This is a genomic window from Streptomyces sp. NPDC055239 (assembly GCF_053606205.1).
Genome location: NZ_JBSGRD010000001.1, coordinates 590,943 through 614,677, shown reverse-complemented (window position 1 = coordinate 614,677; position 23,735 = coordinate 590,943). Strand labels below are relative to the sequence as shown.

The window sequence follows — 23,735 nt, the reverse complement described above, 5'->3', positions numbered from 1 at the left end:
CCGCGCGGCAGGCACCAGGCCATCGCCGCGGGGCGGTTGCTGTCAAGAGAGGCGGGTGGGGTCGGGTGGGGCCAGGACCCTCAAGTTTTGCTCTGAAGAGGCGGGAGAGAGGGGTGTGCGCTCCCGTCATCGGGCACCACAGCCGAAAGACGGGGTGTCCGAAGGGGGTGAGGGCATGCGGGTGTACTTCAGACGGGCCGTGACGGCGGCGGGAGCACGGCGGGCCCTTGGTGTGTACGACGTGGCGTATCTGGCGGGCGGGCCGCACCGGGTGGTGGAGTGCGCGCTGATCTCGCTGGCCGAGAGCGGGCGGGTCAGGTTCAGGGCGACGCGGGTGCGGGCCGTGGGCGATGAGTTGCCCGAGCATCCGGTCGAGCGCGCACTGGTGACGGCGTGCCCGCACAGCCGCAGAACGGCGTCCGTGTGCGTGAAGATGTGGGAGTCCCCCGAGATCGAGGAGATCGGTGGCCGGCTCGTCGAGTGGGGCCTGGTGACAAGGGCCCGGCGCCAGCCGACCCGGGTCGGCAGACAGCGGCTCAAGGCGGCCGAACAGGACGGGAACCTGCCTGCGTACGTGTTCGGCGGCCCCGGGGTCCTCCCGAGGGGGACGGTCCGACGTGGCGTCATGGACGCGCAGTTGATCCCGCCCGGTCTCGGCCGGGCCCTGATCCGTATGGGCAGGGTCCTGGACCACGAAGGGGACTTCGACTTCTCCGACCACTCCAGTTCCGGCTCCGACTCCGGATCAGGCTTCAGCTGTGGAGGCGGGGGCGGAGGGGGCGGGGGCGACTGAGGAGGAACACCGCAGCAGCCCCCGCCCGCGTGCTACTCGTGCTACTGCGGCACGTTCAACACGAAGTCGAAGTCGGCCTCCTTCGCGTTGCCGACGTTGCGTACGTTCATGAGCAGCCGGGCGTCGAAGATCGGGTCCGTGTTGTTGCGCGGCTCGCCGGGGAAGTACAGCTGGGTCGTGAGGACCGGGCGCCCTGGGGCCTGCACCTTGACGTGCAGGTGCCGGGTGCGGCCCGGGTAGAGGCCGGGCACGATCGTGGTGAGCCTGAACGCGCCTGTCGCGTCGGTGAATTGATGGCCCCGGAAGCGAAATCCCGTGTTGTCGTAGGTCCCATAGGTGTCTGCCTGCCAGAAGTCCATCAGGACCCGGGGTATCGGCCGGCAGGCACGCCCGAAGACATAGCCGGTGACGGTGAGCCGTACGCCGGGCGTGCCGGGTTGCAGGAGCGAGGTGCGCTGGGGGGAGTTGGGTTTGAAGTACGGTCCCTCCATCTGCGGAGGTGTCGGGTCGTCGCCGTCGTCACAGGCCGGGGTCGCCTCGGGGACCACGCCCCGCTCGCCCGCTGTCCGGGCGAGGGCGGGAACTCCCATGAGGACCACGGGCAGGGCCATGCCCACCGCGGCGGCCGCTCTCAGGACGGCCTTTCGGCTGGGGCCGCTCCCCTGACTTGTCCCGTTGCCTCCGTCGCGTACGCCGTTGTCGGGCATGCCGTCTCCGGTCGTGCCGATCTCGTGCTCCATCGCTCCTCCTGAGGAGTGGGGTGGGTTCCGGATCGGCACTGAAGCTATGCGGACGGCAGGGCGCGGGCGATGGACTCAAGTCGGTGGTCGTGGTGAATATCGCCACCGCCGCGCCGGAAGTCTCCGGGGCTCGCACCGGTCTCGCGGCGGAAGAAGCGACAGAAATAGGCTGAGTCCCCGAAGCCGACCCGGGCGGCAACCTGACGGACCGACAACTCCGTGCGCAGGAGAAGGCGCTTGGCCTCGTGCACCCGCGTCTGGCGGATCAGTTCGCCTGGCGTGCGGCCGGTGGAACCCTTCACCGCCTCGCTGAGGTAGCTCACACAGACGCCGAGGCGCCCGGCGCAGGCGCGCACGGACAGCAGGGAGCCCTCCGGGGTGCCGAGCAGGGCCACGAACTCCGCGGCGACCGTGCCGGGCCGCGAGCGCGGTGCGGGCGGGGCCGCCGCCGGATGCCGCGCGGGCAGCCGCGCCGAACGCACCACGAGGACGTGCAGCAAGGCCCGCAGCACGCTCTGGAATCCGTCGGCCCCCGCCCGGTACTCGCCGTCCAAGTCGGCGACGAGGCGCGCGGTCCGGTCCGCCGAATCGTCGGGCAGTTCGAGCCAGGAGCGCCGTCCGAGCCCCCGCAGTGCCCGGCGGTCCGCGGGGTGGTCGAGGAGGAAGTCGTCGGTGAAGAGGATGACGCTCCCCTCGAGGCCGGTGACGTTCTCCCAGTGGTGGACCTGGCCGGGGGCGATGAAGCACAGGTTCGGCGGCCGCAGCGGGAAGCGGGCCAGGTCGACGACGTGCCTGCCGGTGCCGCCGGTGACGTGGACGATCTCGTGGAAGGTGTGCCGGTGCGGGAACGACGCACGCGACATGGGCCCGATGGTGTCGAACGTGCCGATGGCGAACGGCAGCGCGTTGGGCATCGGCACCTCCAGGCGGTGCGTCGGCATGCCCTCCTCACCGGGTAGTCCGCTGTTCCCCTCGCCGGGCAAGACCGTTGTGCCGCGCATGCGTACGCTCCTCACCACACCGGAAACTGGTCCAGACCAGTCGACTCCCCCACCATGGCATGCGCGGTCACCTACGGGGCAGAGGGTGACCACGGGCCGTCACTGAGCCGTGTGCGGCCGTCGGCGTGACAATGGTGGTGCGGAGCACGCCTGCCGTTACGGAGAGGCGGGACAGGGATGCCGTACATAACAGTCACCGCGCTGAGCCACCCGGGGCTCGTACGCGACAACAACGAGGACAGTCTGGCCGTCGGTCCATGGACGCTGTGCGGGACCATGACCGAGAACCCGCAGACCCTGGGGTTCCCGCTCGGCAACCCCCTCGTCGTCGCGGTCGCCGACGGCATCGGCGGCCAGCCCGGCGGGGAGGTGGCCAGCGGCATCGTCGTACGACGGCTGGCGTCGCTGGGGCCCTTGCTGGACAGCGAGCAAGCCGTTCGTGACGCGCTGAACGCCTGCAATCGAGCCGTGTACGAGGCCGCCGAACACGATCCGGAGCTGGCCACCATGGGGACCACGGTGGCGGGCGTCATCGTCCTCGGGACGGAACTCCTCGTGTTCAACGTCGGTGACAGCAGGGTGCTCGACGTGAGCGGGAGCGGCGCCCCCAGGCCGCTGCGCCAGGTGAGCGTCGACGACAGCCCGCCTCCGGTACCGGGCCGGCGCACCTCGTCGATCGTCACGCAGGCGCTCGGCGGCGCGCTCCGGCTCAGCGATGTCACCCCGCACGTCAGCACGCTGCCGCTCGTCGTGGGTGAGCGCTACTTGGTGTGCAGTGACGGCCTGACCGACCCCGTGCCCGAGGACGTCCTCGACGAGCTGCTCGCGGCCCACGACGGCGGCCGGGCGGTCTTCGAGCTGTGGAAGGCCGCCATCGACGCGGGCGGCCCCGACAACATCACGCTCGCGCTGATCAGCGTGGTCGACGACGACTGACCGCACCCTGGGCGACCGGCGGCGCCGCTGTGCCCGTCGAGGAACCAGGGACATCTGTTGCGATCACGTACGCTCGGCGGATGGCCAAGTATTTTGACGTGCATCCCGAGAATCCCCAGCCGCGCAGCATCGGCACCGTGGCCGACAGCATCCGCTCCGGCGCGCTCATCGCGTATCCGACGGACTCCTGTTTCGCCCTGGGATGCCAGCTGGGCAACCGCGACGGCCTCGACCGCATCCGCAAGATCCGCAACCTCGACGATCGCCACCACTTCACCCTGGTCTGCCAGAATTTCGCGCAGCTGGGTCAGTTCGTGCACGTCGACAACGACGTGTTCCGTGCGATCAAGGCCGCGACGCCGGGCAGTTACACCTTCATCCTTCCCGCGACGAAGGAGGTGCCGCGCCAGCTCCTGCACCCGAAGAAGAAGACCGTCGGGGTCCGGATTCCCGACCATGTCGTCACGCAGGCCCTGCTCACCGAGCTCGGCGAGCCGCTGCTCTCCAGCACTCTGCTCCTGCCCGACGAGGAGGAGCCGCTGACGCAGGGCTGGGAGATCAAGGAACGGCTCGACCACCAGGTGGACGCCGTGGTCGACTCGGGTGACTGCGGCACGAGCCCGACCACCGTCATCGACTTCTCCGGCGGCGAGGCCGAGATCGTGCGCCGAGGGGCGGGCGACACCTCGCGGTTCGAGTAGCCGTCAGCGTCACCCGGTCATGCCGGTGACCCGCATCGTGATGTTCAGGCGGCCCGAGGTCAGACCGGTCGCGGGGTCCGCGGTGCCCTCGTGGACCTTGGGCACGCCGTGGAAGATGTAGCGCGAGGGGCCACCGAAGACGAACAGGTCACCTGAGGCCAGTTCGATGTCGGTGTAGGGCTTGGTGCGGGTCTCGGTGTTGCCCACGCGGAACACGCAGGTGTCGCCGATGGACAGGGAGACCACCGGGGCCGACGACCGCTCGTCCTTGTCCTGGTGCATGCCCATCCTGGCCTGCCCGTCATAGAAGTTGATCAGCGCCGTGTCCGGTGTGTAGTCGGCCGCGGCCGACGCGTCGGCGTACGCCTCGGTCAGCGCCCGGCGGCCGAGATCGACCATCCAGTCCGGGAAGGCGGCCACCTGCCGGCCGTTCACGTCTCCGGCGGTGCGGGTGTACCGGTAAGGCTGCCAGTGCCAGCCGACACACACCGTCTGTACGGACATGATCCCGCCGCGCGGCAGCTCGGTGTGGCGGATCGGCACAGGACCGGTGGCCCAGCCACGGCACGCCGTGACGAGTTCGCGCTGCTCCTCCAGGCTGAGCCACTGCGGCACATGCACCGCGCCGGGGGCGATCTCCGTGGTGGGGCGGGGGATCAGGGCGCTCACGCGATCACCTCTGCGGACAGGTGGGTGGTGACCCAGCGGTGGCGTACGTCCCAGGTGGCGCCGTCGGCTGTCGCGCCGCGCAGGCCGTGGAGCACGTCGTCTCCGGCGAGGGCGGGAACGCGGGAGTCCTGGAGCGAGGCGAAGGCGTAGCTGCGGGCCGGGTCCCAGTGGGTGGAGTGGCGCAGGCGGCGGGCCAGCTGGGCGAGGCCGAGCGGCGCGGCGGCCATGACCCAGGCGTCCGGGAGCTCCGCGGTGAGGCGGTGCGCGGGGCGCAGCCAGGACGCGGCCGTCTCCGGCCAGCTCACCGTGGTGAGGATCGTGCCGCCGCGGTCCTTCCACGCGGCGGTGAAGGCTTCGGCGGCGGCTCGGGATGCGGTGTCACGGCTGTGGCCGACGGTGACGGTCTCGATTCGCGCCTTCGGCTGGGTCAACAGGCCGATCAGGGCGGCGAGTTCGGCTTCGGTGTGTGCGGCGGGGGCGGGCAGGTCGGCGTGGGCGGCGAGGTCGGCGGCGCCGATCAGGGGCGAGCGGGAGTTCTCCCGCTCCTTCAGGATGCTCATGGTGTGCCGGTGCTTTCTGGGTCTGCTTTCCATCGAGAGTACTGAGCGGGCAGGCAGACCGCACAGGGGCGGTATCCGGCCGCGGGCGACGCTTTCAGTCCGGGCCGCACAAGATGTACGTACGCGGGTTGTACGTACGCGGATAGGGGCGCCCGGCGGCTGTGAGTCTGGGTTCACGCCGCGTCGTGGAAGACCAGGCCGAGCGTGCGCCGCCGCCCGGAGCGGACGGTACTCACTCCGTGCCGCATCGGTGCGGTCGACCAGCCGCGCTTGGAGGCCACGGGCCGGTCCCGGGTCGTGAAGACGAGCCCGTGGCCCTGCGGCAGGGTCGTGGACGATCCGCGCGACTGGGCGCGGGGGCGCTGCTCGGTCATGAGGAACTCACCCCCGGTGAAGTCGGCCCCCGGGGCGTCGAGGCCGATGACGACCTGGAGCGGGAAGAGCATGTCGCCGAAGACGTCGCGGTGCAGGGCGTTCCAGTCGCCGGGCCCGTAGCGCAGGAGAATCTGCGCGGACTTGGCCTGCCCGGCCGCGTGGCACATCGCCACCCACTCCCCCAGGCTCTCGGGCCAGGGGGCGGGCTTGCCGAGCTTCTCGGCCCAGTCGCGGGCGATGGGCAGCAGACGAGGGTAGAACGCCTCACGCAACTCACTAACCACATCAGGGAGTTCGTGGGTGAAGTAGCGGTACTGGCCGGAGCCGAAGCGGTAGCGGCCCATGTCGATGGTCGCGCGGAAGCGGTCGGTCTCTTCGTACAGGGCGGCGATGTCGCGGCAGACGTCGGGGATCAGAAGTCGGCCGGTGAGGGCGTGGCCGTGCTCGTCGAGCTCGGCGGTCAGCGCGTCCCAGTTCGCGGCGGCGACACGTTCGCCGACGCGGGTGTCCGCCGGGTGCGGACACTCCGGGTGAGTGGTGTCGATCATGATCAGGATCCTTCGTGATCGCGTGGGTCAGGCGAGGTCCGGTCAGACCAGGGTGGGTTGCAGGGCGCCTTCGTGGGTGAGGAGTTGGACCTTGCGCTCCACTCCGCCCGCGTAGCCGCGCATGGAGCCGTCCGCGCCGATCACGCGGTGGCACGGGCGCACGAGGAGCAGCGGGTTCGCGCCGATCGCGGCACCCGGGGCCTGGACCCGCGCCCGGTCCACGCCGAGCCGCTCGGCGAGTGCGCCGTAGGTGGTCGTCGTGCCGTACGGAATCTCCTCCAGGGCCCTCCAGACGCGCTCCTGAAAGTCGGTTCCGCTCGGCGTGAACTCCATGTCGAAACGGGTGAGTTCACCGGCGAAGTAGGCGGCAAGCTGTCGGGCGACCTCCGAGAACCGGTCGGGATCGCGGACCCAACTACGCCGCGGAGCAGGTGCGTTCTTCTGTCCGGGCATGGACAGCGACGTCAGCGAGACGCCGTCCGGTGTGGGCTCTCCCACCAGAAGCAGCTCGCCGAGCGGGCTGGTGATGGTCGTGCAGGCGGTCATCGTGGTCTCCTCGTCCTGCCCCGGTCCTGTCTTGGTCCTGTCTTGTCCTGCTTTCCTTCCACTTCAACCATGGGGTGTCGCGATCACGCGCGCTGGCGGGATTCGGACGTCACGCTGCGCACGGCACACGGCGCGCGGCACACTGCCGTCAGCGGGCATTGTGGAAGATCACGCCGAGCGTGTTGCGGTGGCCGGATTCCACGGCGTTGGTGCCGTGCCGCATGGGATGAGGGCGGTAGCCGTTCCGGCCGCGGACGGGCCGGTGGCGGACGGGGAAGATCATGCCCTGGCCGAGCTGCGGCTTGACGACCATGGCGCGCGACTGGAAGCGCGGCCGCTGCTCCACGAAGACGTTCTCGCCGCCGGTGAAGTCCTCGCCGTTCTTGTTCAGCATGATGGCGATCTGCAGCGGGAAGACGATGTCTCCGTAGACGTCTTGATGCAGACAGGCGTAGTCGCCCTCGCCGTAGTTCAGGATCAGCGGGGTGGGGCGCCGCTGCCCGTTCTCCGCACACTCGGCGATCAGTTCGTCGAGCATGGGCGGGAAGGTGCGCTCGCCGAGCTGCTGGGCCCACTGGTTGGCCACCCATGCCATCGGCGGATAAAGCTTCTCGCGCAGTGTCCGCACGAGCGGGACGGAGGCCGGGTCGGCGAAGTACTTCAGCTCTCCGAGTGCGGGAATCGTCGGGTCGGAGGGACCGCGCGGCGGGGCGTCCGACCCGGGAGCGGGGCCGAAGAGGTCGGGGGTGACGGTGGTCTTGTGCATGATTCCGGGTCCTTCGTACGGTGGGGCGGGGCGGCCCCGGCGTACTCGATGTTCGCCGCCTGCGCATGCGCATGCTGGCGACATTCGGACCTGGCGTTCTGCCGACGGGTCATGCCGACTCCCACGAGTACGACCGCCATGCCCGCGGCCACGCGGAGACTGAAGGCCTCGTCGAGGACGATGGCGCCCAGGGCCACGGAGACCACCGGCAGCAGATAGCCGACCGTCGCCGCGTTGGTCGCGCCCTCGTCCGCGATGATCCGGTAGGTGAGGTGGAAGGTGACGCCGGTGGCGAAGATCCCCAGGATGGCGACGGCGATCAGCGCGGTGTGATCCACGTGGATCGTCTCCAGGCCGCCGACCGGCAGGGCGAGCGCCGTCAGGCCCGTGGCCGCCATGAGCTGGGCCGCGGAGAGGGAGAGGGTGGGCATGCCCTTCCCGACGAGGTGGTGCCCCATGTACGCGAAGCCGACGGCGTAGCTCGCCGCCGCGCCCACGATGGCGAGGGCACCCCAACTCGCCAGGCCTGACTGCTGCCATGGGGCGAAGATCAGCGACGTACCCGCGAAACCGATGAGGAGCCCGGCGAGGCGGACGGGGCGCAGTCCTCGTTCCGTGCCGATGGCGAGGCCGATCAGGACGGACCACAGCGGAGTCGTCGCGTTCAGGGCGCCCGCCACGCCGGAGTCGACGGTCTGCTGGCCGACGCTGAAGAGGCCGAAGGGCAGCGCGTTGCAGAAAAAGGCAGCGACGAAGATGTGCTTCCACGTCGCACGGCCCCGGGGAAGGCGGCCCCGCGTACTGAAGAGCAGGACCGTCAGGGTCGCCGCGCCGAGTGCGCAGCGCAGGAGGGTGACCTGCACGGGAGACAGGCCTTCCAGGGCCAGTTTGATCCAGAGGAAGGTCGATCCCCAGAGGAGGGCGAGTACGCCCACTCTTGCCGCTGCCCAGGTTCTTCCGGGGACGCCATTCACTGTTTCGCTCTCGCTCTCCTTGGCCGGGTCGTTGTCAGGGAACGATGCCGTCGCCGACATGAAAGAACAAGCAACAAGATTTGAACTTTCATTAAGCTCAGCTACATCCCGGCTACCCGTGCCCCGCGTCCCGCACCGTCCCTTAGGCTGAGAGGCGGGCCGTGACTGGCGCTGAGGTGGAATACCACCGGGGAGCGGCCTGACATCGTGTCGATGCCGCGCGCCTGGGCGACTCACCCTGAACTTCAGGAGTGGCACATGCCCCAGAGCCTGCCCCGGACGCAGACAGCTCGGCTGATGGACGGCACCGGCCTCGCCCGCCGCATCGTCGAATCCAGCTCCGCGACCGCCGCCGACATCCGCCGTCGCACCGGGACGTCCCCGTGCCTCGCGACCGTCCTCGTCGGTGAGGACCCCGCATCGGTCACCTACGTCCGTATGAAGCGCGCCCGCTGCGAGAAGGCGGGCATCGAGTCACGGCACGTCGCCCTGCCCGCCTCGATCGGCACCGCCGAACTGGTCGCGACGATCACCGCGCTCTCCCAGGACCCGACCGTCCACGGCATCCTCCTGCAGCACCCCGTGGGCCCCCACATCGACGAGCGCGCCGCCTTCGAGGCGATCGCTCCGGAGAAGGACGTCGACGGGGTGACCATGCACTCCTTCGCGGCGATGGGCTTCGGCCTGCCCGGCTTCGTGTCCTGCACCCCCGGCGGCATCATGCGCCTGCTCGACGAGTACGACGTCGACCTCACCGGCAAGCACGCCGTCGTCGTGGGACGCAGCGCCATCCTCGGCAAGCCCGCGGGCATGCTGCTCCTGGGCAGGGACGCCACGGTCACGTACTGCCACTCGCGCACCGCGGACCTGTCCGCGATCGTGCGGCAGGCCGATGTCCTGCTCGCCGCGGTCGGACGTCCGCGCTTCATCACCGGCGCGGACATCAAGCCCGGCGCCGTGGTGATCGACGCGGGCTACAACCCGGGGAACGTGGGCGACATCGACTTCGAGACCGCCCGCGACCGGGCGAGCCTGATCACTCCCGTACCGGGCGGCGTCGGGCCGATGACCATCGCCGTGCTCCTCGCGCAGACGGTCGAAGCGGCGACACGGCAGCTCGGCCTGGGCTGATCACGGTCGTCCCACAAGGGAGCGGCTCAGGAACGGCTCAGGACGCTGACCCCGTTCGCCGTCACGATCGCCGCGATGGCGAGGCACTCCACCCAGCCGAGGGCCTGCCCCAGGACGACCATGCCCACCAGCGCCGCGAGGACCGGGTTGACGCTCATGAAGATCCCGAAGAAGCGGGCGTCGACCCGGCGCAGGGCGAGCAGGTCGGCGAGGAACGGGACCGCGGAGGAGAGGATGCCCGCGGTGGCGGCGCAGGCGAGCGCGGCGGCCGTCGGCGGGTGGTGGGCAAGGACCACGATGCCGACCGGCAGGTAGAGGAGCCCGGAGATCCCCGCGGCTGCGGCCGAGCCCTCGACACCCGGGAGGCGGGCTCCGACCGTACGGTTGAGCAGGATGTACGAGGCCCAGCAGGCCGCGGCGAGCAGGCCGAGCGCGATACCGGCGTAATCCGTGCTGGGCTGCGGGCGGGCCAGGGCCACCACCGCGGCCCCCGCGACGACCGCGCAGCCGAGGTCCACCGCGCGGCGGGACGCGGCAAGGGCGACCGACAGCGGGCCAAGGAACTCAAGGGTCACCGCGAGGCCGAGGCCCACGCGGTCGATCGCGGTGTAGAGGGAGAGGTTCATGGTGGCGAAGACCGCCGCCAGACACAGCAGCGGCCACCACTGACGCCACGTGAAGGCGCGCACCTTGGGCCTGCCCACCGCCAGGAGCACGGCTCCCGCGACCCACTGCCGCACGGCCACGACACCGGCGGGACCGATGACGCCGAACGCCAGGGCGCCCGTGGCGGCGCCGACTTGATTGGACAGGCCGCTGCCGAACATCATCGCCATGCCCGCAAGACGGCCTCGTGAACTCTCGCCCTCACTGGCCGGACCGCCCTGACCGGCCGGAACGACAGCGGGCGCGGCTTGGCTCTGAGACGTTCGCATGCATCGCAGAATGCGTCACCCGCACGCATACGAAAAATGCATGCGCGCGCTCATCTATACGCTTTGGTTATCCATGCGCCCCGGTTGTCTCTACGCTGTGGTCATGGATCTGGAACTGCGGCATCTGCGCTGTCTGGTCGCCATCGTCGACATGGGCGGCTTCACCGATGCCGCCGCCGAGTTGGGGGTCTCCCAGGCCGCCGTCTCGCGTACTCTCGGCGGGCTCGAGGAGGTGCTCGGGGTGCGCCTCCTGCACCGCACGAGCCGGAGCGTCACGCCCACGACCGCGGGAGTGCAGGTTCTCGCCCGGGCCCGGCATCTGCTCGCGGAGGCCGACGACCTCATCCGGGAGGCGACCACCGGACACACACGCCTGCGCATCGGCCACGCCTGGTCGGCGATGGGCCGCCACACGGCGGAGTTCCAGCGCCGCTGGGCCGCCGGGCATCCCGACGTCGAGCTGTACTTGATCCGGACGAACTCCGCGACCGGCGGGCTCGCCGAGGGCCTGTGCGACCTCGCCGTCGTCCGCACCACTTTCAACGAGGCCCGCTTCGCCAGCGCCGTCGTCGGTCACGAGCGCCGCTTCTGCGCACTGGCGAGCGACGACCCGTGGGCCAGACGGCGTTCCGTTCCGCTGGCCGACATACGGGACCGTACGCTCCTCATCGACCGGCGCACCGGCACCACCACCGCCGAACTGTGGCCCGAAGAAGCCCGGCCCCCGGTGGAGTACACCCAGGACATCGACGACTGGCTCGCCGTCATCGCGTCGGGCCGCTGCGTCGGCCTCACCCCGGAGAGCACCGCCAATCAGTACCGCCGCGACGGCGTCGTGTTCCGCCCGCTGCGCGACGCCGACCCCATCGCCGTACATCTCATCTGGCGCCGCCACGACCCGCACCCCATGACACATGCCGCCGTGGCGCTCCTGACGGACCTCTACCGGAACTGAGGCGGCGGTTCACCCGTGCCGAGCTGCAGACCGGGCCGCCCCGCGGTCGCGCCCACCACATCGCCGCCGTGTCCCTTGGGCCCGGGGCCCGCAAGGATGCGCTTTCCCGCGGCTCCGTACACGTGCTTGACGTGCAGGCGGATCACCAGGCGACGCTCCCTCACCATCGCCGCGCGGAACCCCTCCCAGTCGGGGTGCTCGCCCTGGAACCCCTGGAATACCAGGGCCAGTTCGTCGGCCACCGCGTCATGCGGGTCGGTCGCGACCGGCGTCAGCTCGGCGTCGCCCTCGGCGATCATGTAGGAGAAGCCGGCGCCGTCGGTGACGAGGAAGCTCGCGCGCGGATCGCGGCGCAGATTGCGGGTCTTGGCGCGGCTGTCGGTGACCATGAGGCGGATGAGGCGGGCCTCGGGGTCGTAGGCATAGCCGACGTTGGAGAGTTGCGGGCGGCCGTCGCGTTTGAGGGTGACGAGCGTGCCGATGCGCTGTTCCTGGAGCAGGTCGAGCAGGCCGCTTTCGTCGACTTTCCCTAAGTGCTCAGTCATGCGGTGAGAATACGAGAGGCAGTGGCCGTCCAGACAGTTCGGCCGGGGTGGGCCGCACAGAGCGATGCCCTCGTCGCCCGCGGGGGATTTAGGCTGACGAAGGCACCGCGTCCGCTGGGGGCGAGTTCCTGCGAAGTCGCCCCCTATGGCAATGGGTTCACGTCCTAGGGCTATGGGTTCACGTCGTGGCGAGTGGCCATGGGTTCACGTCGTGGCGAGCGCCTCCGTGGGAGGCAGCCGCGCCGCGCGGACCGCGGGGTAGAAACCGGCGAGACCGCCGATGACCAAGGTCGCGCCGACACCGCCCGCCATCGCCCAGACCGGCACCACCGATGGCCAGCCCTGGTAGGTGGAGTAGCCGGAGGTGACGGCGATGCCGAGCAGAACCCCGCCCAGGCCGCCGAGCGCGGAAAGCAGCAGGGCCTCGCAGAGGAACTGCGTACGGATCTGGCCGCGGGTCGCGCCGAGCGAGCGGCGCAGACCTATCTCGGAGCGGCGTTCGAGGACCGAGATGACCATGGTGTTGGCGACACCGACCCCGCCGACGAGCAGGGCCACCGCGCCCAGGCCGAGGAGCAGACCGCTGAGGGTGTCGTCGGTGGCCTCCTTGGCCGCAAGGACGTCGGAGGGGCGGGAGACGTTGGCCTCGCTGGGGTTCTCCGGGTTGGCGGTGGCGCCGAGCACGGACTGGACGTCGCTCACGGCGGATTCCTCGGCGCGGGTGTAGACCGTCGTCGGGTGGCCGTCGAAGTCCAGCTCCTGCTCCGCGACGGGCCAGCCGACCAGCGCGGCCGAGTCCAGGTCGGGGACGAGCTCGTTGGGCGCGAGGAGCCCCACCACGGTGAACCACTGCCCGCCGAGCCACACCTTGGTGTCGGGTCCCGCCCTGAAGACGCCCAACTGCTCGGCGGCCTTGGGGCCGAGCACGACGGCCGGGTAGCCGCGGTTCGCGGCGTTGAGCCAGCGGCCGTCGACGATCTCCGCGCCCGCGGTCTTCGGCAGGTCGGTCCGGGACGCGTAGACGTTGAGTCCGCCGGTCTCCTCCTTCTTGATGTGGTCGTTGCGGTAGACCTTGGCGCTCGTCTTGCCGATGGCGGAGACCGAATCGACGTCCTTGATGTTGCCGATCATGTCGACGGAGGAGTCGGGCAGATGGGCCGCGTCACCGGCGAAGGACTGGCCCGGTGAGACGGTGAGCAGGTTGGTGCCGAGCGCCGCGAGACGCCGGTTGAGGTCCTCGCTGCTCGACGTGGAGATGCCCACCACGCCGACCATCGCCGCGATGCCGATGGCGATACCGAGCGCCGAGAGGAACACCCGCATGGGGCGCGAGCGCAGGCCCGAGCCGCCGACCCGCAGTACGTCGGCCGGGCCCATCCGGGCCGGCTTGGGGCGCGGCGGCGGGGCGGGGCGTGGCAGCCCGTGCGCCGTACCCCGCTCCCCCGTCGTGCTCAACTCCTTGGTGGCGCTCATCGCAGGGCCTCCTCAGGGAGCAGGTCGGGCGCGTCTTCTTCCGGGTGGGTCGCGTCTTCCTCGATGCGGCCGTCCTTGATCCGGACCTCGCGCGGCAGGGAGCCCGCGATGTCCCGGTCGTGGGTGATGACCACGACCGTGGTCCCCGCCCGGTGCAGTTCGTGCAGGAGCTCGATCACCACGGCGCCGGAACGGGAGTCGAGGGCGCCGGTCGGCTCGTCCGCGAGGAGCAGCGGCGGGTCGCCGAGTACCGCGCGCGCGATGGCGACGCGCTGCTTCTCGCCGCCGGAGAGCTGATGCGGCTCGTGGTGGAGCCGGTGGCCCAGGCCCACCCGGCGCAGCGCCCGCTCGGCGAGTCTGCGCCGCTCTCCCCGTGGCCTGCCGCTGTAGAGCAGCCCGTTCGCGACGCTGTCCAACGCCGGTACGCCGGGGGCGAGATGGAACTGCTGGAAGACGAAGCCGATCGTCCCGGCCCGCAGCGCGGAGAGCTCCCGGTCGCTGAGACGGTCGATGTCGTGCCCGTCGATGTGCACGGTGCCGGTGGTGGGACGGTCGAGGGTGCCCATGATGTTGAGCATGGTGGACTTGCCCGAGCCGGAGGGTCCGACGACGGCGAGCAGTTCCCCGCGCCGGATGACGAGATCGGCGCCCTTGAGCGCCGCGACCTCTCCGTACGTCTTGGAGACTCCGGCGAGTTCGACCACCGGGTGGGCGGCGGTGGTCACTTGGGGACCCCCACGACGGTGCCGTCGGTGATGCCGGTACCGGACACCTCGACCGTGCTGTCGGCGAACATGCCGACCTTGACCGTCCGCGTCCGCACGTCGCCGTTCGCCTCGACGACCTGCACGGCGTAGCCGCCTCCGCGCTGCGCCACCAGGGCGTTGACGGGGACGACGAGCACGTCCTTGCGAGTCTCCGCCTTCAGGGAGACCTGCACGGCTGCCGCCTGGTAGCGGCCGAGGCCCTTCTGGTTGTCGACCTTCATCTCGACCGGCAGGGTCGGCTTGTCGTCGCCGCCCGACTGGCCGCCGCCCGAGCCCCCGGATCCGCTGTCCTGGGACGGCGTGGAGGGGGTGCCGACGTCGGTCACCTCGGCCTGGACGGTGCTGTCGTCGGGAAGGGTGACCGTGGCCTTGGTGCCCTTGTCGACCATGTCCTCGTACTGCACGTCGAGGTCGACGGTGACGGTGCGCTCGGTGCCGGTCCAGGTGAGGACGGGCCCGTTGGGCGGGGCTCCGGCCGTGGCCTTCACCTCGGCGACGCGCCTGGCGCCGGGGGCGACCACCGCGTCGGACGGCTGCACGGTCCCGGTCTCCGTACGCCCCAGGTCGTCCTGCCACTTCCTCACGGCCCCGGCGGTGCCCGCGTCGTACGTGTCGTCGACGGTGAAGCCGGTGTAGCCGAGCGCGGAGAGGTTCTTCTCCAGGATCTCTACGTCCCTGCCCTCGATGCCCGTCTTCAGCGGGCGGTAGAGGGGTGTGGAGCCGTAGAGCAGCGGGACCTTCTGCTCCGCCACCTTGTAGGCGCTCTCGCCGCGCTTGATGGTGTCGCCGTCTCCCGGCACCCAGGTGATGATCCCGGCGCCCGCTTTGGTGGCGGCCGGGGCCTGTACGGCTGTCGCGTCGCCGTAGCCGAGGTTGCCGTCCACGCTCTCCGTGCGCGTCAGCGTGGTCCGTTCCACCTTGGCGGTCTTCGGCGGCCCGGAGGGGGCGTCGGCGGCCGATCCGGAGCCGTCGTCCCCGAAGACGCCGGTGGTGGCGGCGCCCGCGGCGACGACCACGGCGATCGCGGCGACGACGATCAGCGACATGCGCAGCGGGCGGCGCCTGCGGTGGGTCGTCGGCGGGGGTGTGGTCCCTTCTCCACCCTCTCCGTCGTCTCCGCCGTCCGCTTCGGGGTCGGTCTGGTCGCTGTCGGGTTCAAGGCCGTCGGGAGTCCGCTCGGACACCGCCGCGGGCTTGTGCAGCTCCAGAGCCCCGGAGCCTTTGGGAGGCTCCTCGGTCCCGGGTCGCTCCGCGTCGGGCTCCGCATCCGGCTCCCGTAATTCGGGCTCCCTCTCCCGGGTCTCGTCCGGCGCGGTCATCAGGCGCCGCCGCCGGAGCCGGTGAGGCCGCCGCCGGGCCACTTGTCCTGGCAGGCGACCCTGGCCTTCTGGAACGCGTCGCTGCCGGGGTCGATGCCGCTCGCCCCGAAGTCGAGCGACATGTTGCCGCCGTTGATCTCCGGGTCCGGCAGCTTGGGCAGGCCGTTCTCGCGCATGCACTTCGCCCAGGCCGAGACCTTGGCCGAGTCGAGGGCCTTGCCGCCGCCTCCGCCCCCGCCGAGCTGGCCGCCCTGGGGCATCTTGTCGCGGCAGGCCTCCGTCGCGCTCTGGAACTCCTGGGAGTTGGGGTCGACGTCGCCGCCCGGTGTGAGCGCGATGCCGCCGCCCGCGTCCTTCTGGGGGTCGGGGAAGCCGGACACGCCGTTCTTGCGCATGCACTGGGAGAAGGCAAGGGCCTGGTCGAAGGGGCTGGTGGGCGAGGCTTCGGGCTTCTTCGGGTCGTCTTTCGACGCGGCCGAGGAGTCACCGGAGCAGCCGCTGATGAAGACGCCGGCCACGAGGGCCGACGCCGCGAGCAGTGTCTGTGCGGTTCGCTTGTGTGTGGTGGACATGAGGCCAAGTTCTACGCGGGCACCGGTCACACGGCGGATACAAGCGGCGGTGTCCGTACAGGCACACCCGGCGCCCGGACGTCAGCGCGGACGGCGCCCCAACTCGGCTGCGGCGACCGGCACTTCACTTCGGGCGGCAAGAGACGGCCTGTCTATCTCCCCCACCCCGGCGACGCCGCGGTCGAGGAGGTCCACCAGGGTGTGTCTGCTCTTGCCGGACAGTTCCCTCCCCCGCTCGGGATCGGCGAGGTCGTACAGGGCGGCGACGACGCTCGTGAGGTCCTCCTGGAGACGGGTGAGGATGTCGGCGACCGCCGCCGCATTCGACTCGACGATGTCGCTCCACAGCCCGGAGTCGCCGCGGGCGATCCTGGTGGTGTCGCGAAGGCCCTGCCCCGCCAGCTGGGCCGCCTCCGCGGGCCCTTCGCGCAGGCGCGCCGCCATCAGGCTCGCGACCAGGTGCGGGGCGTGGGAGGTCAGCGCCACCGCGTCGTCGTGGGCGCGGGCCCGCATCACGCGCGGTACCGCGCCGCACAGCGCGATCAGGTCCAGGGCACGGCCGAAGGCGGCCCTGGAGGTGAGGCGGGTCGGGGTGAGCACCCAGGGCCTGCCCCTGAACAGTTCCGCGCGGGCCGCGAGGGGGCCCGACCGCTCGCGGCCCGCCATGGGGTGGCCGCCGATGTAGCGGGACGGCTCGGGGGCGGTGTCCAGGATCTCCCGCTCGGCGTGCGCCTTCACGCTCGCCACGTCGGTGTAGCTCGACGCGAGCCCCAGCGCCTGGAGTTCGGCGAGGACCGGGGCGATCTGGCTGGGCGGGACCGCGAGCACGGCCAGGTCCACGGGAGCCCGCGGGGACTCGGGCCGTCCGGCGCCGAGGACCGCCGCGGCGCGGACGGCCGACTCGTCGCGGTCCGAGAGATAGACGGTCACGCCGTGCAGACGGGCCGCAAGAGCCACCGAGGTGCCGATCAGGCCTGTACCGACGACGGCCAAGGTACGGATCGTCACGCGACCTCACCCGGCCGCTCCCCGAGCCGCTCGTCGATCAGCGCGGCCAGGCGGTCAAGGCCCTGTTCGATCCGCTCGTACGTCAACGTACTGATCGAAAGCCGGAGTTGGCGGAACCCGTCCGACGCGCCGTAGAAGTGGTGCATGGGTGTGAACAGCACGCCGTGGCGGCGCGCGGCATGTTCAAGGAGTGCGTCGTCGACGGTGAACGGCACGGTGAGCACGATGAAGAACCCGCCGGTCGGCGCGTTCCAGGTGACTTCGGCGCGGTCGCCGAGGCGCCGGTCGAGGCCGTCGAGCACCTGACGCAGATTGCGCTCGTAAACTGCCGTCTCCTGGCGGTTGGCTGCAACGAGGCTGCAGTCGTGGGCGAGGAGCTTGCCGCCGATCACCGCCTGCGCGATCGGTGAGGTGTTCACGGTGAGCATGCTCTTGAGCTTCGACAGCTCGTCGGCGAGCAGGCCGTCGCGGTCACGGCCGCCGCCGGTGCCGGTCACCCGTTGATCGGCGACCACGTAGCCCACGCGGGCGCCCGGCATCCCGGTCTTGGCGAACGAGCCGAGATAGACGACGCGTTGGTGGCGGTCGAGGGCCTTGAGCGTGGGTGGCCGGTCGGCGGAGCTGTTCAGCAGGCCGTACGCGTTGTCCTCCAGGAGCAGGAGGTCCTCGTCGGCGGCGATGTCCAGGAGGCGGTGCCGGTCGGCGAGCGGCAGACTGACGCCCACCGGGTTGGCGAAGTCGGGCGTCACGTAGCAGGCGCGGACCCGCTTTCCCTCGGCGCGTGCCCGGTGCAGCTGGACCAGCAGGTCGTCGAGGTCGATGCCGTGCTCCCCGGTGCGCACCGGGAGCACGGGCATGTCGGCGAGCAGCGCGGCGCCCGTCAGGCCGACATAGGTCGGGCTCGGCGCGAGCACGGCATCGCTGCCGTCGGCGCGCAGCGCGCGTAGCAGCAGGAACATCGCCTCCTGGCAGCCGACCGTGACGACCACGGAAGAGGGGTCGACGTCGATGCCCTCGTCCACGGCGAGGCCGCGCGCCACGAGGTCGCCGATGATCCCCTTCGTCGCGCCGTACTGGAAGAGCGTGCGGGCGGTCGCCGCCTCGCTCAGGCCGACACGAGTGCGGAGGTGGTCGCAGAAGATCTGGAGGTATTCGTGGATCCGGGTCACGTCGTAGAAGCCCTCGTAGGGGCGTCCCGCCGCGAACGAGATCGCGTCCGGATAGGTGTCGGCGACCTGGTTGAGGAGGTTCATGGACTCCATCGACACATCGGCGAGCGACGCGTGCAGCGTGGCCGCCTTCAACTCGGCGACGGCGATTTCCGTTTGCAGGATTTCCATGACGTCAGCGTCTCCCGACCGCTGATCCACAGCAATGGCTTGACAGGTGCGGAACCCACGAAGGCGGTCATATCATCGGGCCGCAACGAGAATTCAGCCTCGCGGCCCGACGACAAGGTCCGGAGTTTTCCGCGGCACATTCCGCGGTCCGGAATTCCGCGATCCGGCGCGACGGCACGTATCCGCATTCTTCTTCCCACGAGGACTCTGATGACGGATTTACCCGCAACGGCCCAGAACAATGAACTCACGGATCTCGCGATCGACTATGTGGAGATGTACGTCGACGGCCTGGAGGCGGCGGTGTCCGCCTGGGTCGACAAGTACGCCTTCACCGTCGTCGGCACCGGCGAATCCGCCGACCACCGCAGCATCGCCCTGCGCCAGGGGCGGATGACCCTGGTACTCACCGAGGCGACCACGGAGCGGCACCCCGCCACCACGTACGTCACCACGCACGGCAACGGCGTGGCCGACATCGCCCTGCGCACCGCCGATGTGTCGGCGGCCTTCGCCTCCGCCGTGGCGGGCGGCGCGCGTCCCGTGCGCAGGCCGACACGGCACGCGGGCGAAGGCCCCGCGGTAACAGCCGCCGTCTCGGGCTTCGGCGACGTGGTGCACACGCTCGTCGAACGGGCGCCTGGAGAAGGCCCCGGACTCCCGCCCGGATTCGTTCCGGCGCCCGGCTCGCGCGAGGCGCGCACCAGTGAGGTGGGACTCCTCGACATCGATCACATCGCGGTATGCCTGAACGCCGGCGATCTCGAATCGACGGCCCTCTTCTATCAACAGGCCCTGGGTTTCCGTGAGGTCTTCCAGGAGCACATCGTCGTGGGCGCCCAGGCAATGGACTCCAAGGTCGTGCAGAGCGCGACGACCGGAGCCGTCACACTGACGCTGATAGAGCCCGATCCCCTTGCACAGCCCGGCCAGATCGACGAATTCCTCAAGAGCCACCACGGCGCCGGTGTCCAGCATCTTGCTTTCTCCAGCAAAGACGCCGTCCGATCGGTGCGCACGCTCTCCTCGCGCGGTGTCGCATTTCTTCAGACCCCGTCGGCGTACTACGACCTGCTCTCCGAAAGGGTCGGGCTCAAGTCCCACACCCTGGCCGAACTGCGCGCGACGAATCTCCTCGTCGACGAGGACCACGACGGTCAGCTGTTCCAGATCTTCACCGCGTCGGCGCACCCGCGGGGCACGATCTTCTTCGAGGTCATCGAGCGCAAGGGCGCGCAGACCTTCGGCAGTTCCAACATCAAGGCGCTGTACGAGGCCGTGGAGCTGGAACGGACCGGACAGCGTGCGGCGCGCTGACCCCACGGCCGTGCGCGATCTCGGCGACGTCGAGAGAGCCGCGGCCACGGCTCTGCCACCCGAGGTGTGGGATTTCATCTCGGGTGGCAGCGGTCGTGAGCGGTCCCTCGCCGCGAACCGGGAGGCGTTCGACCGCATCTATGTCGCGTCGCGGGTGCTCAGGGACGTCTCGCGATGCACCACGGACGCGACGCTCCTCAAGCGTCCGGTGCGGATGCCGGTGGCGGTCGCCCCGGTCGCGTACCACCGACTCGTGCACCCGGAGGGCGAGTTGGCCACCGCACGGGCGGCGAAGGCGGCGGGCGTGCCGTTCACGGTCGCCACATTGAGCAGCGTTCCCGTCGAGGAGGTCACGGCCGTCGGCGGCGCTGTGTGGTTCCAGCTCTACTGGCTCCGCGAGCGGCGGCGCTCCCTGGACCTGGCGCGGCGGGCCGAGGACGCCGGCTGTGAGGCGCTGATGCTGACCGTGGACGTGCCCTGGATGGGCCGCCGCCTGCGGGACGTACGCAACGGCTTCGCGCTGCCGGGCCATGTACGGGCGGCGCATCTGGACGGCGGTGCGGCCTCGGCGGCGCACCGCTCCTCGGGTAACGGCTCGGCGGTGGCCGCGCACACGGCCGAGGCGTTCTCGCCCGCGGTGACCTGGTCGTGCGTGCGGGAGCTGCGGGCGGCCACCCGGCTCCCGCTGGTGGTGAAGGGGATCCTCTCGCCCGAGGACGCGGTGCGGGCGGCCGACCTCGGCGCGGACGCCGTCGTGGTGTCGAACCACGGTGGCCGCCAGCTCGACGGCGCGCTGCCCGGCGTCGACGCCCTGCCCGAGGTCGTCGACGCGGTCGGCGGCGCGTGCGAGGTCATGGTGGACGGCGGAGTCCGCAGTGGCACGGACGTGCTCAAGGCGCTGGCGTCGGGGGCCGACGGAGTTCTGGTGGGGCGCCCGCCGGTGTGGGGGCTCGCCGCCGCCGGGGAGGCCGGTGTACGGCAGGTGCTCGACCTGCTTGCCGACGAGCTCCACGACGCACTCGGGCTCGCGGGCTGCGCCGATGTCGGGGCGGCAGGGGAGCTGCGTACGGTGCGTCTTCCTCAGGGCGGCCGGACGTGAGCGGGCGTCAGCGGGCGGCGGTGTCGTGTTCGTGCAGCGTGATCGCGCCGGACGGGCACCGCGCGGCAGCCGCGCGCACGGCCCCGGCCAGTTCGGGGCCGGGGTTCGGTGCGTGGAGCAGGACCTTGCCGTCTTCGTCCGACTGGTCGAAGACGGCGGGGACCTGGGCCATGCAGAGCCCGGAGCCCGCGCATCGTTGGCGGTCGACCCGTACATCCATGTGTTCGTCCTCCGCGTTCTCTTTCACCGGGTGAGAGCTCACCAGGTGACCGGCAGCCGGTCCACGCCGTGGGCGAGCGCGTGCACACGGAACGGCACCTCGTGCTCGGGCACGGCGAGGCGCAGGTCGGGGAAGCGCCGCAGCAGCGCCGGGTAGGCGATCCGCAGTTCCATCCGGGCCAGTGCCGCGCCCAGGCAGTGGTGGATGCCGTGGCCGAAGGCGACATGGGCGCCGGGCTCGCGCGTGATGTCGAATCGGTCGGGTTCGGCGACCATTGCGGGGTCGCGGTTGGCCATCGGCAGCGAGCACAGGACGTGTTCCCCCGCGCTGATGAGTTGGCCCCCCACGACGACGTCCTCCAGGGCGGTGCGGGGTGTCGGCGCGTGCGGTACCGACAGATGGCGCAGCAGCTCCTCGACGGCTCCGTCCACCGCCCCCGGATCGTCGCGCACCGCGGCCAGCTGTTCCGGGTGGCCGAGAAGAAGCAGGGTGCCGAGCCCCAGCATCCCCGAGATGTTGTCGAGGCCCGCGAGCACCAACAGGACGCAGACGCCCCGCAGTTCCTTGTCCGTGACCTGGTCGCCGTGGTCGCGGACCAGCATGCCCAGGAAGCCTTCGTCGGGGTCCGTGCGCTGCCGGGCGACCATCGCGGCGACGTACCGCGAGAGCAGTTCCCCGGCCGCCGCCCGGCGCTGGCGTCCCCGGCCGGGGGCGAGGAAGGCGTGGCAGCGGCGCAGGAAGTCGCCGCGGTCGTCGCGGGGCACGCCGATCAGTTCGCACAGGGCGGCGCCGGGGACGGGCGACGCGAACGCCCCCACGAGTTCGGCGGGCGGCCCCGTGCGCTCCATGGCGTCGAGGTGCTCGGTGACGAGGGCGGTGATGCCCGGCTCGATCCTGCGCATCCGGCGCAGGGTGAACTCCGGTGTGAGGATCTGCCGGAGCCGGGTGTGTTCGGGCGGGTCGTAGTCCATGAGCTGCCCGATCAGCTCGTCGGGCCGCGGGCCCTCGTCCCGCCCCGCCGACGAGGGCGGCCCGAAGCGCCGCCGGGTGGAGAACCGCCGGTGGTCGCCGAGGACTTGGCGCACCTCGGCGTGGCCCGTGACGAGCCAGACGGGCACCCCGTCGGTCCCCGGGCCCACGTCGATCCGGGTGACGGGCCGTCCATCGGACAGTCTGCGCAGCTCTTCGGCCGGGCCGAAGCGTTCGCGGCGGGTGTGGACGAGGCCGGGCTCAGTCGTCGATGTCATGGCTCCATCACTCCCTCACCAGGTGACCGGCAGTGTCTCCACGCCGTACGGCGCCTGAGTCCTGAAGCGGATCTCCTGGGGCGACACGGCACAGCGCAGCTCGGGAAAGCGGCGCAGTACCGCCAGATAGGCGCTCCTGAGTTCCATCCGCACCAGCGAGGCGCCGATGCAGTAGTGGATGCCGTGGCCGAGCCCCACATGGCCGGTGGCCTCACGGGTGATGTCGAGGACGTCCGGCGGCGCGCCGGGCGGCCTGACGCGGTTGGCCGCGAACAGTGAACAGGCCACCTGGTCACCGGCCTTGATCACCTTGCCCGCGAGGGGTACGTCCTCGCGGGCGGTGCGCGGAGACGCCGTCGGGATGATCGACAGGTAGCGGATGAACTCCTCCACCGCCTGGTCGATCAAGTGCGGGCACTTTCTCAACAGGCCCAGCTGGTCCGGGTGTTCGAGCAGCGTGAGGATGCCGAGGCCCAGCATGCTGGCCATGTTCTCGACGCCGGAGCCCATGACGAACGCGGTGAGGCCGACCAGTTCTTCGTCGTCGATGTCGTCGCCGTGCTGGCGCACCAGCCTGCCGAGCAGATCGTCGCCGGGTGCGCGTCGGTTCCGGGCCACGAGTTGGTCGACGTACGCGAGATAGGCGGCCCCGGCGGTCAGCTGCAGCTGCCTGCCGCGGAAGGCGGGGCGGCTGACCTTGAGCAGCCGCGCGAGCTCCGCCCGGTCGTCGCGGGGTACGCCGAACAGCTCGCACATGACGAGGCCCGGCACGGACCAGGCGACGTGCCGCATGAAGTCGGCGGGCCGCCCGGCCTTCTCCAGGGAGTCGAGGCAGTCCGCCACGACGGATTCGACGGCGGGTTCCAGGCCGCGCATCCGGCGGACCGTGAACTCCGGTGTGAGCAGCAGCCGGAGCCGGGCATGGTCGGGCGGGTCGTACTGGATGAGGTTGCCCGCCTGGACCGGCCGGCTGCCGCCCGCGGGCGGGGCCGTACTGAACCGCTCCGCGTCGCCGAGGACCGCGCGCACCTCGTCGTGGCCCGTGACGAGCCAGCCCGTGGACGAGCTGGGTCCTTCGTCGAGTTCGACCTCGGACAGCGGTGCCCGCGCGCTGAGTTCGCTGAGCTCGGGCAGCGGGTCCAGACGGTCCCTGCGGTTGTGCATGGAGAGGTCTGACGGCCGCGCCATGCGCGGACCT

The 23,735-nt window shown here is 70.9% G+C and carries 25 protein-coding genes, 1 pseudogene and 1 riboswitch; of the genes and pseudogenes, 7 read left to right on the top strand and 19 right to left on the bottom strand.

Translation table 11 applies throughout. The features are described 5' to 3' along the window. Window positions 1-175 precede the first annotated feature (175 nt). A complete protein-coding gene (locus ACWFRJ_RS02520) occupies window positions 176-793 on the top strand; it encodes a TIGR04222 domain-containing membrane protein (protein WP_453524326.1) in 618 nt (205 codons plus the stop codon). Window positions 794-837: 44 nt separating this feature from the next. On the opposite strand, the pseudogene ACWFRJ_RS02515 reads toward ACWFRJ_RS02520, so the two are convergent. Next, a pseudogene (locus tag ACWFRJ_RS02515) lies at window positions 838-1,500 on the bottom strand (dioxygenase family protein); the annotation flags it as partial. A gap of 77 nt (window positions 1,501-1,577) precedes the next feature. Continuing rightward, window positions 1,578-2,534, bottom strand: a complete 957-nt coding sequence (locus tag ACWFRJ_RS02510; protein WP_453524325.1) for an AraC family transcriptional regulator — start codon at window positions 2,532-2,534, stop codon at window positions 1,578-1,580. 177 nt (window positions 2,535-2,711) lie between these two features. Between ACWFRJ_RS02510 and ACWFRJ_RS02505 the strand changes: the two genes are divergently transcribed. Next, entirely contained in the window at window positions 2,712-3,470 is a 759-nt protein-coding gene (locus tag ACWFRJ_RS02505) for a PP2C family protein-serine/threonine phosphatase (protein WP_453524324.1), read from the top strand. 80 nt (window positions 3,471-3,550) lie between these two features. Next, window positions 3,551-4,171, top strand: coding sequence for an L-threonylcarbamoyladenylate synthase (locus ACWFRJ_RS02500; protein ID WP_383269199.1), 621 nt, complete (start codon window positions 3,551-3,553; stop codon window positions 4,169-4,171). Window positions 4,172-4,180: 9 nt separating this feature from the next. On the opposite strand, the gene ACWFRJ_RS02495 is transcribed toward ACWFRJ_RS02500, so the two are convergent. The 6 genes from ACWFRJ_RS02495 to ACWFRJ_RS02470 form a co-directional block, all read right to left on the bottom strand. Further along, window positions 4,181-4,840: an alpha-ketoglutarate-dependent dioxygenase AlkB family protein gene (locus ACWFRJ_RS02495; protein ID WP_453524323.1), complete on the bottom strand. Its 660-nt coding sequence runs from the start codon at window positions 4,838-4,840 to the stop codon at window positions 4,181-4,183. Beyond that, entirely contained in the window at window positions 4,837-5,400 is a 564-nt protein-coding gene (locus tag ACWFRJ_RS02490) for a hypothetical protein (RefSeq protein WP_453524322.1), read from the bottom strand. The genes ACWFRJ_RS02495 and ACWFRJ_RS02490 overlap by 4 nt, the downstream gene beginning before the upstream one ends. Window positions 5,401-5,573: 173 nt before the next feature. Then, window positions 5,574-6,323, bottom strand: coding sequence for a 2OG-Fe(II) oxygenase (locus ACWFRJ_RS02485; protein WP_453524321.1), 750 nt, complete (start codon window positions 6,321-6,323; stop codon window positions 5,574-5,576). 42 nt (window positions 6,324-6,365) lie between these two features. Then, window positions 6,366-6,869 carry a methylated-DNA--[protein]-cysteine S-methyltransferase gene (locus ACWFRJ_RS02480; protein ID WP_453524320.1) on the bottom strand — a complete coding sequence of 168 codons (504 nt, stop codon included), beginning with the start codon at window positions 6,867-6,869 and terminating at the stop codon, window positions 6,366-6,368. A 148-nt stretch (window positions 6,870-7,017) separates the two neighbouring features. Further along, entirely contained in the window at window positions 7,018-7,635 is a 618-nt protein-coding gene (locus ACWFRJ_RS02475; protein WP_453524319.1) for a 2OG-Fe(II) oxygenase, read from the bottom strand. Next, window positions 7,530-8,669, bottom strand: coding sequence for a DMT family transporter (locus tag ACWFRJ_RS02470; RefSeq protein ID WP_453524318.1), 1,140 nt, complete (start codon window positions 8,667-8,669; stop codon window positions 7,530-7,532). Before ACWFRJ_RS02470 ends, ACWFRJ_RS02475 begins: the two co-directional genes overlap by 106 nt. Before the next feature lie 91 nt (window positions 8,670-8,760). After that, a riboswitch (ZMP/ZTP riboswitch) is annotated at window positions 8,761-8,846 on the top strand. A 21-nt stretch (window positions 8,847-8,867) separates the two neighbouring features. On the opposite strand from ACWFRJ_RS02470, the gene ACWFRJ_RS02465 reads away from it, so the two are divergent. After that, window positions 8,868-9,740, top strand: a complete 873-nt coding sequence (locus ACWFRJ_RS02465; protein ID WP_453524317.1) for a bifunctional 5,10-methylenetetrahydrofolate dehydrogenase/5,10-methenyltetrahydrofolate cyclohydrolase — start codon at window positions 8,868-8,870, stop codon at window positions 9,738-9,740. A 26-nt stretch (window positions 9,741-9,766) separates the two neighbouring features. Here the strand turns inward: ACWFRJ_RS02465 and ACWFRJ_RS02460 are convergent, their stop codons facing one another. Beyond that, complete coding sequence (locus ACWFRJ_RS02460; protein WP_453524316.1) at window positions 9,767-10,675, bottom strand: EamA family transporter; 909 nt, start codon at window positions 10,673-10,675, stop codon at window positions 9,767-9,769. A gap of 103 nt (window positions 10,676-10,778) precedes the next feature. On the opposite strand from ACWFRJ_RS02460, the gene ACWFRJ_RS02455 reads away from it, so the two are divergent. Continuing rightward, window positions 10,779-11,630, top strand: coding sequence for a LysR family transcriptional regulator (locus tag ACWFRJ_RS02455; protein ID WP_453524315.1), 852 nt, complete (start codon window positions 10,779-10,781; stop codon window positions 11,628-11,630). Here ACWFRJ_RS02455 and ACWFRJ_RS02450 read toward each other — a convergent pair. From ACWFRJ_RS02450 to ACWFRJ_RS02420, 7 genes are all read right to left on the bottom strand, one after another. Next, on the bottom strand, window positions 11,618-12,175 hold the full coding sequence (locus ACWFRJ_RS02450) for a PPOX class F420-dependent oxidoreductase (protein ID WP_453524314.1): 558 nt from the start codon (window positions 12,173-12,175) through the stop codon (window positions 11,618-11,620). The two genes, ACWFRJ_RS02455 and ACWFRJ_RS02450, sit on opposite strands and share 13 nt — an antisense overlap. 204 nt (window positions 12,176-12,379) lie before the next feature. Next, complete coding sequence (locus ACWFRJ_RS02445) at window positions 12,380-13,552, bottom strand: ABC transporter permease (protein ID WP_453525048.1); 1,173 nt, start codon at window positions 13,550-13,552, stop codon at window positions 12,380-12,382. 92 nt (window positions 13,553-13,644) lie between these two features. Further along, window positions 13,645-14,373, bottom strand: a complete 729-nt coding sequence (locus ACWFRJ_RS02440) for an ABC transporter ATP-binding protein (protein ID WP_453524313.1) — start codon at window positions 14,371-14,373, stop codon at window positions 13,645-13,647. Then, complete coding sequence (locus tag ACWFRJ_RS02435) at window positions 14,370-15,734, bottom strand: peptidoglycan-binding protein (RefSeq protein WP_453524312.1); 1,365 nt, start codon at window positions 15,732-15,734, stop codon at window positions 14,370-14,372. The genes ACWFRJ_RS02440 and ACWFRJ_RS02435 overlap by 4 nt, the downstream gene beginning before the upstream one ends. Then, window positions 15,734-16,306: a hypothetical protein gene (locus ACWFRJ_RS02430; protein WP_453524311.1), complete on the bottom strand. Its 573-nt coding sequence runs from the start codon at window positions 16,304-16,306 to the stop codon at window positions 15,734-15,736. Before ACWFRJ_RS02430 ends, ACWFRJ_RS02435 begins: the two co-directional genes overlap by 1 nt. Before the next feature lie 81 nt (window positions 16,307-16,387). Continuing rightward, window positions 16,388-17,314 carry a prephenate dehydrogenase gene (locus ACWFRJ_RS02425; protein ID WP_453524310.1) on the bottom strand — a complete coding sequence of 309 codons (927 nt, stop codon included), beginning with the start codon at window positions 17,312-17,314 and terminating at the stop codon, window positions 16,388-16,390. Next, a complete protein-coding gene (locus ACWFRJ_RS02420) occupies window positions 17,311-18,654 on the bottom strand; it encodes an aminotransferase-like domain-containing protein (protein WP_453524309.1) in 1,344 nt (447 codons plus the stop codon). Before ACWFRJ_RS02420 ends, ACWFRJ_RS02425 begins: the two co-directional genes overlap by 4 nt. A gap of 210 nt (window positions 18,655-18,864) precedes the next feature. Here ACWFRJ_RS02420 and hppD point away from each other — a divergent pair, with 210 nt between their 5' ends. Both hppD and ACWFRJ_RS02410 read left to right on the top strand, forming a co-directional pair. Then, the gene (gene hppD, locus ACWFRJ_RS02415) at window positions 18,865-19,971 is read left to right on the top strand and encodes a 4-hydroxyphenylpyruvate dioxygenase (protein ID WP_453524308.1); all 1,107 of its coding nucleotides are present in this window, start codon (window positions 18,865-18,867) and stop codon (window positions 19,969-19,971) included. Continuing rightward, entirely contained in the window at window positions 19,958-21,070 is a 1,113-nt protein-coding gene (locus tag ACWFRJ_RS02410; RefSeq protein WP_453524307.1) for an alpha-hydroxy acid oxidase, read from the top strand. The genes hppD and ACWFRJ_RS02410 overlap by 14 nt, the downstream gene beginning before the upstream one ends. A 7-nt stretch (window positions 21,071-21,077) precedes the next feature. Here ACWFRJ_RS02410 and ACWFRJ_RS02405 read toward each other — a convergent pair whose 3' ends face one another. Genes ACWFRJ_RS02405 through ACWFRJ_RS02395 form a run of 3 tightly spaced genes read right to left on the bottom strand, consistent with a single transcriptional unit; the run spans window position 21,078 to window position 23,725 of the window. Continuing rightward, window positions 21,078-21,290 carry a ferredoxin gene (locus ACWFRJ_RS02405; RefSeq protein ID WP_453524306.1) on the bottom strand — a complete coding sequence of 71 codons (213 nt, stop codon included), beginning with the start codon at window positions 21,288-21,290 and terminating at the stop codon, window positions 21,078-21,080. Between the two features lie 38 nt (window positions 21,291-21,328). Then, window positions 21,329-22,537, bottom strand: coding sequence for a cytochrome P450 (locus ACWFRJ_RS02400; protein WP_453524305.1), 1,209 nt, complete (start codon window positions 22,535-22,537; stop codon window positions 21,329-21,331). Between the two features lie 15 nt (window positions 22,538-22,552). Continuing rightward, entirely contained in the window at window positions 22,553-23,725 is a 1,173-nt protein-coding gene (locus ACWFRJ_RS02395) for a cytochrome P450 (RefSeq protein WP_453524304.1), read from the bottom strand. Between the last annotated feature and the right edge of the window lie 10 nt (window positions 23,726-23,735).